Below are 13,203 nucleotides of genomic sequence, written 5' to 3'. Positions count from 1 at the left end.
GAACAGATCACATCCGCACGCCACAGTGGCAGCCTGCCACGGGAAGAGAGCCGGACTCGTGGCTGACCTGTTGTCAACATCGCCCCTCCTCACCATCTTCATCGTTGTCGCCCTCGGAGCCGCGCTCGGTTCCATTCCCTTCGGCCCGCTCCGGCTCGGCGCCGCGGGAGCCCTCTTCGTCGGTCTCCTCATCGGTGCGATCGTTCCCGATGTCGGTGCGAATCTTGGTCTCCTGCAATCCCTCGGCCTTGCCCTCTTCGTCTACATGGTCGGGCTCTCGGCAGGGCAGACGTTCTTCTCCGACCTCAAACGGCAGGCCCCCATCATGGGATGGGCGGGGCTGATACTCGCGCTCACAGCGGGAGCGGCAATCCTCCTCGGGCGCCTCGTGGGACTCGAGGGCGATATGGTCGCCGGAATCTTCGCCGGTTCCCTCACCTCCACACCGGCCTTGGCCGCGGCGAACGATGCAACAGCATCGGGACTGCCCTCGGTCGGCTACGCGATCGGCTACCCGGTCGGCGTCATTCTTGCCATCCTCATCGTCGCCTGGATCGTGGGCAAGGACTGGCCTGGTGCGAAAGACACCGGCTCCCTGTCCGGGCAGGACATCGTGGCAGTCTCGGTTCTCGTCAAGACGCCGATGGCGGTCCGCTCCGTCGTCGGATTCGCGGATCAGGAGCTGCGCATGAGCTATCTGCGCCGCAACGGCAGAACCCGGGTCATCTCTCCCGGGGAGGAGCTCATGGCGGGTGACGAGGTGCTGTTCGTCGGCAACGGCCCCATCGTCGCCGAGGCCGTCGACCAGGTGGGGGAGCGGATCCCAGAACATCTGGCACATGATCGCGCGCAAGTCGATTTCCGCCACTTCGTCGTCTCCAACGACAAGCTTGCGGGCAGGAACATCGCCGAACTCAACCTTGCCGCACGCTTCGGCGGTGTGGTAACGAGGGTCAACCGCGGCGATCTGGAGATGCTCGCCAGAGACGACCTCATCCTCGAACTCGGTGACCGTGCCCTCGTCGTCGTGCCCCGCGAATCCTTCGACGATGTCGCATCGTTCTTCGGTGACTCCGTCAGAGGAGTCTCGACCTTCTCCGCGCTGTCCGTGGGTGTGGGGATGGCGCTCGGCCTCCTTGTCGGCATGGTCGAGATCTCTCTCCCCGGCGAGATGAGCTTCTCCCTCGGCTCCGCGGCAGGTCCCCTCGTCGTCGGCATGATTCTCGGCGCCCTGCACCGAACCGGCCCCATCATCTGGCAGGTGCCCCAGGCGGCGAACCTCACGGTCCGCCAGCTCGGCCTCCTCATCTTCCTCGCGGCCGTCGGGATCACGGCAGGCCCAGCCTTCATGGATACCGCCTTCACCGCGCAGGGCCTCCTCTCCGTCCTGATCGCCGCTGTCGTCGTCATCGCCTCGGCAGGCGGCCTCGCGCTCGCGGGCAGGCTGTCGGGCCTGTCGGCCCCGCGCACGGCCGGCGTTGTGGCAGGAATGGTCGGCCAGCCCGCCATCCTTTCCTATGCGACGGGACGACGGGACGATGAACGGATCGAGTCGGGCTATGCAGCCCTCTTTGCCCTCTGCATCATCGTGAAGATCCTGCTCGTCAATGTCATCGTGTCGGTCTGATGTCGACATTTCGCCCTCGGCTTGAGACCACCCGCGAAACTGTGGCGGAATTCCATCAAAATGAATGAAACATTATCTAAAGGGCGGTTATCGTGGTGGGTGCAAGGTGTGAGGAACCTGAGAATTCCGTGAATCTGCCACGTGTTCCGCGCGGTTTCCCCGAGTTTCCGCTACATTCGTCCTAGTGACCCAACCGGGTCCAGTACATCAACCGAGGAGAGGTGGGCACTATGTCCCTGAACCGTACCGAGCTCATCGCCAAAATCGCTGAGCGCGCCAACCTGACCAAGACCGATGCCGATGCCGCGATCTCCGCACTCCAGGAGGTTCTCGTCGAGTCCCTCTCTGCTGGTGAGGCAGTCAAGATCACGGGCCTCATGTCGATCGAGCGCACCGAGCGCGCAGCTCGCAAGGGCCGCAACCCCCGCACGGGCGAAGAGATCGAGATCCCCGCAGGCTACGGAGTCAAGCTCTCCGCAGGTTCGGCTCTCAAGAAGGCCGTCACCAAGTAGTTCCACGCGTGTGATCGATAGTGCTGGCCCCCCGCGGGGGGCCAGCACTATAGTTTTCAGCATGAGTGAACTGAGCCCCGCGGGCGATGCGGCGACAAAGACCCGCGAAGAACACAAGATCGCACCTGGCGACACGGAGCGCTACGCGCACTACGTGCGCAAGAACAAGCTCACCGAGTCGAATGTGACCGGCAAGGCCGTCATCGCCCTCTGCGGCAAGGTCTGGATCCCGGTGCGCAACCCGGAAGCGTTTCCCGTCTGCCCCGAGTGCAAGAAGATCTATGCGCAGATGAAGGGCGGGGGCGAGAACTCCTAGATCATCGCCTCGACGGTCCGGCACTGGTGCTATCCAGCGCCGGACCGTTGTTCGTTACGTGCCGTCGTAGACGCGATCGTCCCCGGGGAAGATGTCGATCATGGTGGAGGGGATGGCGGGTTCGCCGTCTGACAATCGCCACGCCTGATAGGGGAGCTCGTTGCGGGAGGCCACGTGATGCTGCGCAGCCTCTTGCACGCTGTCGTGGGCCTGGATCTCGCCGCCGAGGACGAGCGGGACCTGGAGAGGGCGCGCTCCCCTCTCCTCAAGCGCGGCGCGTCCCTGCTCCCAGGATTGACAGGAGACGATGAGCTCTTCGCGGGCCACGCCCGTCTCGTCGAGCACTCGGCCGGCAACCTTGAGGCCACCGTGGGAGGCTTTCGACTTCGACCGCTTGGCAACCTCTTTGATCGCGCCTTCTGAGTCTTCGCGCGCAACGAGCTTGTAGACGAGCTCGGCCGTGGGGAAACCCGAGCCCGTGACGAGTTTCGTTCCCACTCCGTAGGAATCGACGGGGGCCGCGCCGAGCGCCGCAATAGCATATTCGTCCAGATCGGACGTGACCGTGATCTTCGTGGACGTCGCACCGAGGTCGTCCAGCTGCTTGCGCACGGTGAAGGCCTGGGCGACGAGATCGCCCGAATCGAGGCGCACTGCACCGAGTTCCCCGCCCGCTGCACGTGCCGCGGCGACTGCTCGGACCACGCCCTGCTCGACATCGAACGTGTCGACGAGCAGTGTCGTTCCCGGTCCCATCGTCTCGATCTGCGCCGCGAACGCATCCTCTTCCGTGTCGTGGACGAGAGTGAACGAGTGCGCCGCCGTACCGATAGCCCGAACTCCATACGTGCGCCCAGCCTCGAGAACGGAGGTCCCGGCGAAACCGCCGACGACAGCCGCGCGGGCTGCCGAGACGGCCGCCCGTTCGTGGGTCCGTCTCGCTCCCATCTCCAGACAGGGACGGCCGTGTGCCGCGATCGTCATACGGGAGGCGGCTGCGGCGACCGCAGCATCGTGGTTGAGGATGGAGAGGATGAGGGTTTCGAGGAGGACGGCCTCGGCGAATGTTCCCGTGACGGTCAGAATGGGGGAGTTGGGGAAGAAGCACTCCCCTTCGCGATAACCGTAGATATCGCCCGTGAAGCGATAGTCCGCCAGCCAGTCGATGGTCTCCTCCGAGACGATGCGGGACTGTCGGAGATAGTCGAGCTCCTCATCGGTGAACCGGAAATCGAGAAGATCTTCGAGGATGCGGCCGGTCCCGGCAACGACCCCGTAGCGGCGTCCCGAAGGCAGGCGGCGGCAGAACACCTCGAAGACGGAGGCGCGATTCGCGGCCCCTGACTTCAGTGTTGATTCGAGCATGGTGAGCTCGTACATGTCGGTGAGCAGTGCGGTGGACTTATGCATACGACAACCCTAATGTGCCGGAGGAACCTCACACGGCAAAACGTCCCGGGATGCGTAGAATGGACGGTAATGACACAGCCAGTACCTTCCCCGACTCCAACCGAAGAGCAGACCGCTGCCCCTTCGTGGCGCACTGTCGTGCACGATGATCCGATCAACCTCCAGAGCTATGTCGCCTGGGTGTTCCAGTCATATTTCGGTTTCGACGCGAGAACAGCGAACCGGCTCATGATGGAAGTCCATTCCCGCGGGCGCGCCGTCGTCTCTTCGGGGTCTCGCGAGGCGATGGAGACCGACGTCCAGGCCATGCACACGTTCGGGCTGCATGCCACCCTTGAGGAAGAGCACTGATGTTTAGTTTCAAGCGTGTGCGAGGCGGCGTCAGGTCCGGCGGGGAACTGTTCGAACTCGAACTCATCGCGTCCCTCATGAGGGACGTCGTCTCGATCCTGGGCGATGATGTGGCCGTGGTCGACATGTCCGATGATCCCCTGGCCGCGCTCGAGAAGGAGCTCGCGCCGATCGCCGAACCGTCCTTCGATCCTGTCCTCGATCGTCTGCTGCCGGACATGAGCGAGGACCCGGAGGAAGCGCGCGAGCTGCGTGAACTCACCGAATCTGGTATCCGATCGACAAAAGTTTCCGACCTCACCCTCGTCTATCGCACGCTCGCGAACTCGGCAGGCGAAGTCTTCGTCCCTGAAGCCGATATTCCCGCGTGGCTCTCCGCGCTCAACGACCTGCGCCTCGTGCTCGGCACGCGACTCGACATCGATGATGCTGAGCGCGCCGACGATGTGGCGGTCAAGGCAGGGAAGATAGCCGACGGGGAGTATAGCGACGCTGCGCTGACGGAGGACGAAGAGGTCGAGAACCAGCTCATGCTCGTCTATTCCATGATGAGCTGGTGGCAGGATTCACTCCTCGACGCGGTGCGGTTTGGCCGCCCGCGCGGATAAAGTCAGCTCATGAGCGACGCGCCTATTGGGATCTTCGACTCCGGTGTCGGGGGACTGACAGTCGCGCGCGCCATCCTCGACCAGCTTCCCGGCGAGTCCATCACCTACGTCGGGGACACGGCGCACACCCCGTACGGCCCCCGGCCGATAGCGGAAGTGCGTGAACTATCCCTGTCGGTCCTCGATGCTCTCGTCGACTCCGGCGTCAAGATGATCGTTCTCGCCTGCAACTCCGCTTCCGCGGCGGCCCTCCATGACGCCCGGGAGCGCTACCAGGTGGGTATGGGGATACCCGTGATCGAGGTCATCCAACCCGCAGTTAGGCGCGCCGCGTCCGCGACGCGTTCGGGCAGGATCGGTGTCATCGGAACCCAGGCGACGATCAACTCCGGCGCCTACTCGGATGCTTTCGCAGCAGCACCCTCGTTGCGGGTGACGATGGCGGCGGCGCCGCGGTTCGTCGCGTTCGTCGAGTCCGGCCAGACAAGCGGCGCCGAACTCATCGACGTGGCCGCGGAATATCTCGAACCGATCAAGGCCGCCGACGTCGACACTCTCGTCCTCGGCTGCACCCACTATCCGCTTCTCACCGGCGTGATCTCCTACGTCATGGGAGATTCTGTCATGCTCGTGTCGTCCGCTGAGGAGACAGCGAAAGATACCTATCGGGCACTTGTGGCCGGCGGGCTCATGAGGACAGAGCAGTCCCCACCAGAGCACCGTTTCCTATCAACAGGCGATGCGAGAGCCTTCCAGGCACTCGCACGCCGATTCTTGGGGCCCGAAGTGGGCTCCGTTGACCGCGTGGAGGTCTCGTGAAACTTACCGTTGTCGGCTGCACCGGGTCGATGTCAGGCCCCAAGGGAGCCGCATCGTGCTACCTCGTCCAAACCGAGACGACGACGATCGTCCTCGACCTGGGGCCCGGAAGCATGGGCCAGCTCATGAACTATGTCGATCCGGCCGAGATTGATGCGATCTTCCTCTCCCACCTGCACACAGACCATTGCGCGGACATCATCGGCATGCAGGTGTATCGCCGGTGGCTCCCGTCCGGCCCGCTCGGACCGGTACCCGTCTACAGCCCCGGCGATGGTCTCCATCGCACCCGTCAAATCGGTGGGGATGGTCCGGACGAGAACTATGGCGGAGAGTTCGCTTTCCAAACAGTCGTCGCAGGCGACGTCATCGAGGTTGGGAACCTGAGCGTGGAGTTCTTCGACGCCGTCCACCCCGTCCCCGCTGTCGCCATGCGGATCACCGGTCCTCGAGGCGGAGTCCTCACGTATTCGGGTGACACCGATTACTGCACCGGTCAGGTCGAGGCGGCGCAAGGCGCGGACCTGTACCTGTGCGAGGCGGCCTTCGAGTCGAGCCGGGATACGGTCCGGGACATCCATCTGACGGGCGGCCGGGCAGGGCGTATCGCGGCAGAGGCCGGCGTGCACAATCTTGTCCTCACCCACCTGCAGCCCTGGACGAACCCCGACACGGTGTGTGCAGAAGCCCGTGATGAATACTCCGGCCCTATCGCTGTCGCGATCCCGGGCGGTACGTTCCACGTCACGTACCCCACTACACTGGAGTCATGACACGACACGATTCCCGATCCGTTGACGACCTGCGAGACATTCGAATAACACCCAACTGGCAGGATGCTGGGGAAGGCAACTGCCTGATCGAGTTCGGCAGGACGAAGGTGCTGTGCACGGCGTCCTTCACCGAGGGTGTGCCCCGATGGAAATCGGGCTCCGGTGAGGGCTGGGTGACAGCGGAATATGCGATGCTTCCCCGGGCCACCGATTCCCGCAGTGCTCGAGAGTCCGTCAAAGGCAAGATCGGTGGACGAACCCACGAGATCTCGCGTCTTATCGGACGCTCCCTTCGCGCTGTCGTCGACATGAGCAAGCTGGGCGAGAATTCGATCGTCCTCGACTGCGACGTTCTCCAGGCCGATGGTGGGACCCGGACGGCCTCGATCACGGGAGCCTATGTCGCACTCGCCCTTGCTGTCGAATGGGCACTGGACAACAAGATCCTCACCGAGTCCCCGTTGACGGATTCTGTGGCGGCCGTGTCGGTCGGCATCGTCGACGGCACCCCCATGCTCGACCTGCCCTACGAAGAGGACGTTCGTGCGGAGACCGACATGAATGTCGTCGTCACAGGATCGGGCAGCTTCGTCGAGATCCAGGGAACGGCGGAAGACGGCACGTTCGATCGAGACGAGCTCAACGCACTCCTCGATCTCGCCCTCGCGGGAACAGCCCGGCTCACCGAGTTCCAGAAGGAAGCACTCGCATGATTCTCGCCTCCGGAAACGCCCACAAGCTTGCCGAGGTGTGTCACATTCTCGGCCGCGACGACATCCAGCTGTCGCCGCAGGGGCTTGGCGAACCCGTCGAAGACGACGTGACCTTCGCGGGTAACGCCCTCATCAAGGCCCGCTACGTCGCAGAGCGAACAGGCGAGGCGGTACTCGCCGACGATTCGGGCATCTGCGTCGACGTCCTGGGAGGGGCGCCTGGCGTCTTCTCTGCGCGCTGGTGCGGACGCCATGGAGCGGACCAGGAGAACCTCGATCTGCTTCTCGCCCAGCTCGCGGATGTGAGGCCAGAGCATCGCGGCGCGAAGTTCGTCTGCGCTGCAGTGTTCGTCCAGCCGGGTGGTCGGGAGATCATCGCGACGGGAACCATGACGGGAACCCTCCTGACGGAGCCTCGTGGTGCTGGAGGCTTCGGCTACGACCCGATCTTCGTGCCCGACGGCTACGACCGTTCAGCGGCTGAACTGTCGGCAACGGAGAAGAATCTCATCTCCCATCGCGGCCAGGCGTTCCGTGCGCTTGCGCTCGAGCTGGAGAGACTGGGCCTCAGCTGATCGGGGGGGCGCAGGCGCCCACCCGATCAGCCGCAGCTGTCAGCGAAGAGCCTGCGTGAGGTCAGCGATGAGACACTCGGGGTCTTCCAGTCCGATCGAGAGACGCAGCAGATCATCTGTCAGCCCATAGCTTTCCCTGATCTCGACCGGGATGTCGGCATGGGTCTGGGTGACTGGATGAGTGATGAGGCTCTCGACGCCGCCGAGGCTCTCCGCATACGTGAAGAGGTTGAGCCGAGAGAGGATCGTGGCGATCGAACCCGTCACCTTGATCGAGATCATGGCGCCCCGGCCCGGATAGAACACCTCCGTGACGGCTTCATGCTCTGCCAACGCGTCCGCCACGGCACGGGCTGTTGCCTCCTGCCGGTCCAGACGAATCGGCAGAGTCTTGAGGGAGCGTACGAACAGCCACGAATCGAATGGGGAGAGCGTGGGTCCTGTCGTGTTCGCGAGCCACTGCAGCTTCTCGCCAAGGCCAGGATCGTTGGTGATGACTGCCCCGGCAAGCAGATCGTTATGACCGGTGAGATACTTCGTGCCCGAGTGGAGCGAAATCGTGGCTCCTTCGTCGAGCGGACGCTGCCTCAACGGTGTGAGGAACGTGTTGTCGACGATGACATGTGCGCCGACGGAGGACGCTATCGTGGACACCTCGGCAATGCTGATCTCCCTCATGAGGGGATTGGTGGGAGTCTCGAGAAAGACGGCCGTCACGCGATCGGTGATCATCGACTCGAGCTCCTCACAAGAATCGACATAGTCGAACGTGGCCTGTCCCGTGCTCTCCAGGTGCGCGAAATATCGGTAGGAGCCGCCGTAGACATCCCGCGTCACGAGGAAGTGCGAGCCCACGGGATAGAGCCCGAAGACGAGTTGGATGGCGGACATGCCGGAGCTGGTCGCGACGGCGTGCGTCCCGCCCTCGAGTTCCGCCAGGCCCTCTTCGAGCACCTGGCGCGTCGGGTTCTTGGTCCGCGTGTAGTCGAAGCCCGTCGAACGTCCCAGTTCGGGATGCTCGAAGGTTGTCGACAGATGGATCGGCATGCTGATCGCACCGGTCTGGGGATCGCGGCGGTTGCCGAGTTGGGCGAGATACGTTGTCATAGTCATGGGGCCTCCTCCCGGGAACTCTACGAGAAGGCGGAACCGATGACGGGCTCCGGTCCCCGTTATCTAGTCTGGTGAGACCGCCCGTGCAGACGGGAGGAGACAAGCCTCCAACCGAAGAAGAAGAACGCGAGGACGACCGCCGTCACGATGGGGAACGCCCCCGAGACTCCGTCACCGAAGACCGCTCGCAGTCCGAGCCCGCCGCCTGCTGTCACGACCCACACGATCGCCCCGGACGGAAGGGAAGATGGTGCGCGGCGGACGGCTGGGACCAGCCAGGCCGCGAGGAGCGCGATGATGAACGGCAGGGCCGTCATCGGATAGTCCGCGGGCGACGAGCCGTGGGAGGACATGCCGATGGCGACGAAGACTGCTGTCAGGGCAAGATCAAGAATGAATGCTCTCACTATGCACATCCCATATGGCCGAGCGCTTGGCGGAGGATCTGGGCGTGCGACTCGCTCATCTCAGCCTGCAGTTCGGGAGTGCGAACCTCCCCGGGCGTGAACCATGTGACCTCGAGCGTGTCAGCGGCAGGATCGCATTCGCCGAGCATGGGAACGATATAGCAGAGCGAGACAGCATGCTGGCGTTCGTCGAACTTGTCGGCACCCGGGGTGGGGAAGTACTCGGCCACCGTGAACGGCGCGATGCTCGGAGGCAGCTGCGGGAGCGACATCGGCCCCAGATCCTTCTCGAGGTGGCGAGCAATAGCCTCGCGAATCGACTCGTGATAGAGGACTCTGCCGGTCACGAGAGCGCGAGAGATCCCGTCGTTCTGTGCTTCGAGGAGCAGGCCGATAGATTCGACCCTGCCCACCTCGTCGGTTCTGATGGGGACGACGTCGACGTACACCATCGGCACTTTCCTGCGGACGAACTCGAGGTCCTCCGGTGACAGCCACGGGCCCATGTCTCCTGATGCAATATCGCTCACAACACGATTGTGCCAGGCTTCCCAGCAATCTATGAGATTCTCAGCGTATGGAGAAAATACGTCGCGCCTACTGGATCGGGGCAGGCACAGCCGCTCTCTACTCGATCTCTGGATTCGTCATTTCGGCAACCGTCGGTTTCGCGCCAGGGCTCGTCGTCGCCTGCCTCTTCTCGCTCATCGGCGCCGCGATCGCCGTGCACGGTGCGCGGCGAGAGGATATGGCATGGTGGGGCGCGGGCGTCCTCATCACGGGCTTCATCACCCCCACCGTGTGGGGGATCATCCCCATGGTCGTGTCGCTTCTCGCCGTCCTCATCGTCTCGTGGATGCACTGGAGGTCCGGCCGGATCCGGCCCAGCCAGGACTGACCCGCCGCGGGACTGCCCGCGGACCGCACTGCCGCCGACCAGGTCACCGACACAGCGGGGAGAGAAGCGGGGAGCTGAAGATATGGGTGGAGGGGGCGACAACCTCCCCCTCCACCCACACCTCGGCTTCTACTGGTTCGCGGGAACGGCCAGTTCGACGTTGATCGCGTCGACCGAGGCCTTCGCATCCCCGAGGAGCATGCGGGTGTTGTCGTTGAAGAACAGCGGGTTCTCGACACCGGCGTAGCCTGCGTTGCCCATCGACCGTTTGAACACGATGACGTTCTTCGCTTCCCACACGGTGAGGACGGGCATGCCCTCAATCGGTGAGCCGGGCTCCTCGGCGGCCGGGTTCACGGTGTCGTTGGCGCCGATGACGAGGACGACATCGACGTCGCTGAACTCGTCGTTGACCTCGTCGAGCTCGTACACGATGTCGTAGGGAACTTTCGCCTCGGCAAGCAGCACGTTCATGTGGCCCGGCAGGCGGCCGGCGACGGGATGGATGCCGAACGATACGTCGACACCCATGTCGCGCAGACGCTTCGTCATCTCCGCAACGGGGTACTGTGCCTGGGCGACAGCCATGCCGTAGCCGGGGGTGATGACGACCTTGCGTGCGGTGGAGAGGAGCTGGGCTACCTCGTCCGCGCTTGTCTCCGTATGGGATCCGTAGTCGCGTGCCTCAGCGCTCGCCGTGGGCTGGCCGAATCCGCCGAGGATGACGGAGACGAAGGAGCGGTTCATGGCCTTGCACATGATGTAGGAGAGGAAGGCGCCCGAGGATCCGACGAGAGCTCCCGTGATGATCAGGAGGTCGTTCTGCAGCATGAAGCCCGCCGCTGCCGCCGCCCATCCCGAATACGAGTTGAGCATGGAGACCACGACCGGCATGTCGCCGCCGCCGATCGCGGCAACGAGGTGAAGGCCGAGTGCGAGTGCGATGACGGTCATGAGGAGCAGGGGAAGAAGGCCGGAACCGGTCGAGTCCGTGTTCATGAACCACACCATGAGGGCGACGGTCAGGATCATCGCTCCGATGTTGAGGAGATTCCGTCCGGGGAGCGTCAGCGCCGATGATTTCATCTTCGCAGCGAGCTTGAGGTAGGCGATGATCGAGCCCGTGAAGGTGACGGCTCCGATGAAGACTCCGAGGAAGATCTCTCCCATGTGGAAAGCGTGGGACGGGCCGGCCTCGGAGGCACTCGTGAGGAACGTGTTGTAGCCGACGAGGACCGCGGCGAGACCCACGAACGAGTGCAGGAGCGCAATAAGCTGCGGCATCTCCGTCATGCCGACCTTCTTCGCCATCCGCAGGCCGACAACGGCTCCGATTGCGAGAGCGAGAAGGATGAGGATAAGAGTGGCGGCGACGCCGCGCTCCGGATCGGAATCGATGGCGAGCCACACTGTTGCCACGAGAGCAATGCCCATACCGATCGCACCGGACGTGTTGCCTGCCTGTGCCGTATCGTGCCGAGACAGGTTGCGGAGCGCGTTGATGAAGAAGAGCGCCGCGGCGATATAGGCCAAGGCGACAAAGTTCTGCGTATCCATGTTTATGCCCTCCTGAACATGCCGAGCATGCGATGTGTGACGGCGAAACCACCGAAAATGTTGATGGACGAGATGACGATCGCGATAAAGCTGAAGATCGTCACGAACCAGTTGCCGCTGCCGATAAGAAGGATGGCGCCGACGATGATGATGCCGGAGATCGCGTTCGTCACGCTCATGAGGGGCGTGTGGAGCGCATGGGTGACGTTCGTGATGACGTAGAACCCGACGATGATCGCGAGAGCGAGAACAATGTAGTGCCCTGTCATCTCGATGGGGGTGACGAGGACGAGGGCCGCGGCGAGAACCGTGGCGAGAGCCAGCCAGATCGTCGACTTCTTGACCCGCTGGGGAGCATCCTCGACCGGTTCGGGCGCGGCAGGCTTGGCGGGCGCCGGGGCGGCAGAGACCTGGATCGGCGGCGGCGGCCACATCACCTGCCCAGCATCCGCAACCGTGACGGCGCGGATGATGACGTCATCGAAGTTGATGGCAGCCTTGCCGTTCTTCTCCGGCGTCAAGAGCTTGAGATAGTTGACGATGTTCTGCGCATACAGCTGGGACGACTGGGCAGGCAGGCGTGCGGCGAGATCTTCGATACCGATGATGGTGACGCCGTTATCCGTGACGATCATGCGGCCGGGTTCTGTCAGCTCACAGTTGCCGCCACCAGCGGCGGCCATGTCGACGATGACGGAACCGGGCTTCATTCCGTCCACCATCTCGCGCGTCAAGAGAACGGGGGAGCGTCGGCCCGGGATCGAGGCCGTCGTGATGACGATATCGGCACGGGCACTCTGGTCGGCGTAGAGCGCCGCCGCGGCCTGAGCCTGGGCGTCCGTCATCTCCTTCGCGTAGCCATCCGATGATTCCTGGGCGGGAGCGGGAATCGCGACGAACTCGGCGCCCATCGACTCCACCTGCTCGCCCACCTCGGAGCGAATATCGGTGGCTCGCACGATGGCACCCATCGAGCCGGCCGTGCCGATCGCCGCGAGACCGGCGACACCGGCACCGATGACGTAGATCGTGGCAGGGGGAACCTTGCCCGCGGCTGTCACCTGGCCCGTGAAGAGCCTGCCGAACGCGTGAGCGGCCTCGACAACAGCCCGATATCCTGCGATATTGGCCTGGCTCGACAGCACGTCCATCGACTGGGCGCGAGAGATTCGGGGGATGGCATCCATCGCCATCGCCGTCACACCCTGATCCGCGAGAGCCTCGACGAGTCCAGGGTTCGCGCCGGGGGACAGCTTCGAGATGAGAACGCTGCCACGCCGAATCTGCGTCAGATCGGCCGGTGGGCGGAGGCTCGTCACGATGTCGCACGACCAGGCCTCTTCGCTTCCGACAATCCTGGCACCCGCAGCGACATACTGTTCATCCGGGAACTGGGCTTGCGCCCCGGCACCAGCCTCGACGGCAACGTCGAAACCGAGTTTGATGAGCTGGATGACGGTGTCGGGAGTTGCGGCGACGAGGGTTTGGCCCGGTTCAGCCGGTACACCAATACGCACAGGTAAT

At 63.7% G+C, this 13,203-nt stretch carries 16 protein-coding genes; 10 read left to right on the top strand and 6 right to left on the bottom strand.

The genetic code is table 11. The features are described 5' to 3' along the window. The first annotated feature begins 58 nt into the window (after positions 1 to 58). The 3 genes from H2O75_RS07010 (at position 59) to H2O75_RS07000 (ending at position 2,455) form a co-directional block, all read left to right on the top strand. Entirely contained in the window at positions 59 to 1,627 is a 1,569-nt protein-coding gene (locus H2O75_RS07010; RefSeq protein WP_182170117.1) for an aspartate:alanine exchanger family transporter, read from the top strand. A gap of 230 nt (positions 1,628 to 1,857) precedes the next feature. Further along, complete coding sequence (locus tag H2O75_RS07005; protein WP_182170114.1) at positions 1,858 to 2,139, top strand: HU family DNA-binding protein; 282 nt, start codon at positions 1,858 to 1,860, stop codon at positions 2,137 to 2,139. Positions 2,140 to 2,200: 61 nt separating this feature from the next. Then, positions 2,201 to 2,455 (top strand): DUF3039 domain-containing protein, encoded by a 255-nt coding sequence (locus H2O75_RS07000; protein WP_182170111.1) that lies wholly within the window; start codon positions 2,201 to 2,203, stop codon positions 2,453 to 2,455. A gap of 54 nt (positions 2,456 to 2,509) precedes the next feature. Here the strand turns inward: H2O75_RS07000 and H2O75_RS06995 are convergent, their stop codons facing one another. Next, on the bottom strand, positions 2,510 to 3,865 hold the full coding sequence (locus tag H2O75_RS06995; RefSeq protein ID WP_182170108.1) for a nicotinate phosphoribosyltransferase: 1,356 nt from the start codon (positions 3,863 to 3,865) through the stop codon (positions 2,510 to 2,512). Between the two features lie 69 nt (positions 3,866 to 3,934). On the opposite strand from H2O75_RS06995, the gene clpS reads away from it, so the two are divergent. Genes clpS through rdgB form a run of 6 tightly spaced genes read left to right on the top strand, consistent with a single transcriptional unit; the run spans position 3,935 to position 7,704 of the window. Beyond that, a complete protein-coding gene (gene clpS / locus H2O75_RS06990; RefSeq protein ID WP_182170105.1) occupies positions 3,935 to 4,216 on the top strand; it encodes an ATP-dependent Clp protease adapter ClpS in 282 nt (93 codons plus the stop codon). After that, positions 4,216 to 4,824 (top strand): DUF2017 family protein, encoded by a 609-nt coding sequence (locus H2O75_RS06985; protein WP_182170102.1) that lies wholly within the window; start codon positions 4,216 to 4,218, stop codon positions 4,822 to 4,824. Before clpS ends, H2O75_RS06985 begins: the two co-directional genes overlap by 1 nt. 9 nt (positions 4,825 to 4,833) lie before the next feature. Continuing rightward, a complete protein-coding gene (gene murI / locus H2O75_RS06980) occupies positions 4,834 to 5,643 on the top strand; it encodes a glutamate racemase (RefSeq protein WP_182170099.1) in 810 nt (269 codons plus the stop codon). Beyond that, positions 5,640 to 6,416 carry an MBL fold metallo-hydrolase gene (locus H2O75_RS06975; RefSeq protein WP_182170096.1) on the top strand — a complete coding sequence of 259 codons (777 nt, stop codon included), beginning with the start codon at positions 5,640 to 5,642 and terminating at the stop codon, positions 6,414 to 6,416. Before murI ends, H2O75_RS06975 begins: the two co-directional genes overlap by 4 nt. Further along, the gene (rph, locus tag H2O75_RS06970; protein ID WP_182170093.1) at positions 6,413 to 7,129 is read left to right on the top strand and encodes a ribonuclease PH; all 717 of its coding nucleotides are present in this window, start codon (positions 6,413 to 6,415) and stop codon (positions 7,127 to 7,129) included. Before H2O75_RS06975 ends, rph begins: the two co-directional genes overlap by 4 nt. Next, a complete protein-coding gene (rdgB, locus tag H2O75_RS06965; protein ID WP_182170090.1) occupies positions 7,126 to 7,704 on the top strand; it encodes an RdgB/HAM1 family non-canonical purine NTP pyrophosphatase in 579 nt (192 codons plus the stop codon). The genes rph and rdgB overlap by 4 nt, the downstream gene beginning before the upstream one ends. Before the next feature lie 39 nt (positions 7,705 to 7,743). On the opposite strand, the gene H2O75_RS06960 is transcribed toward rdgB, so the two are convergent. Genes H2O75_RS06960 through H2O75_RS06950 form a run of 3 tightly spaced genes read right to left on the bottom strand, consistent with a single transcriptional unit; the run spans position 7,744 to position 9,754 of the window. Beyond that, a complete protein-coding gene (locus tag H2O75_RS06960; RefSeq protein WP_182170087.1) occupies positions 7,744 to 8,817 on the bottom strand; it encodes a PLP-dependent transferase in 1,074 nt (357 codons plus the stop codon). A 59-nt stretch (positions 8,818 to 8,876) separates the two neighbouring features. After that, complete coding sequence (locus H2O75_RS06955; RefSeq protein WP_182170084.1) at positions 8,877 to 9,224, bottom strand: DUF3054 domain-containing protein; 348 nt, start codon at positions 9,222 to 9,224, stop codon at positions 8,877 to 8,879. Continuing rightward, complete coding sequence (locus tag H2O75_RS06950; protein ID WP_259365217.1) at positions 9,224 to 9,754, bottom strand: DUF4916 domain-containing protein; 531 nt, start codon at positions 9,752 to 9,754, stop codon at positions 9,224 to 9,226. The genes H2O75_RS06955 and H2O75_RS06950 overlap by 1 nt, the downstream gene beginning before the upstream one ends. Before the next feature lie 47 nt (positions 9,755 to 9,801). Between H2O75_RS06950 and H2O75_RS06945 the strand changes: the two genes are divergently transcribed. Next, a complete protein-coding gene (locus tag H2O75_RS06945) occupies positions 9,802 to 10,122 on the top strand; it encodes a hypothetical protein (RefSeq protein ID WP_182170080.1) in 321 nt (106 codons plus the stop codon). Between the two features lie 129 nt (positions 10,123 to 10,251). Here the strand turns inward: H2O75_RS06945 and pntB are convergent, their stop codons facing one another. Both pntB and H2O75_RS06935 read right to left on the bottom strand, forming a co-directional pair. Continuing rightward, entirely contained in the window at positions 10,252 to 11,679 is a 1,428-nt protein-coding gene (gene pntB / locus H2O75_RS06940; RefSeq protein WP_182170077.1) for a Re/Si-specific NAD(P)(+) transhydrogenase subunit beta, read from the bottom strand. A gap of 2 nt (positions 11,680 to 11,681) precedes the next feature. Further along, positions 11,682 to 13,196, bottom strand: a complete 1,515-nt coding sequence (locus H2O75_RS06935) for a Re/Si-specific NAD(P)(+) transhydrogenase subunit alpha (RefSeq protein WP_182170074.1) — start codon at positions 13,194 to 13,196, stop codon at positions 11,682 to 11,684. Between the last annotated feature and the right edge of the window lie 7 nt (positions 13,197 to 13,203).

It is taken from the genome of Flaviflexus equikiangi (assembly GCF_014069875.1).
GTDB classification, from domain to species: Bacteria; Actinomycetota; Actinomycetes; order Actinomycetales; family Actinomycetaceae; genus Flaviflexus; species Flaviflexus equikiangi.
Note: the sequence above shows the minus strand (reverse complement) of the source record. Positions and strands in the feature narration are given on the sequence as shown.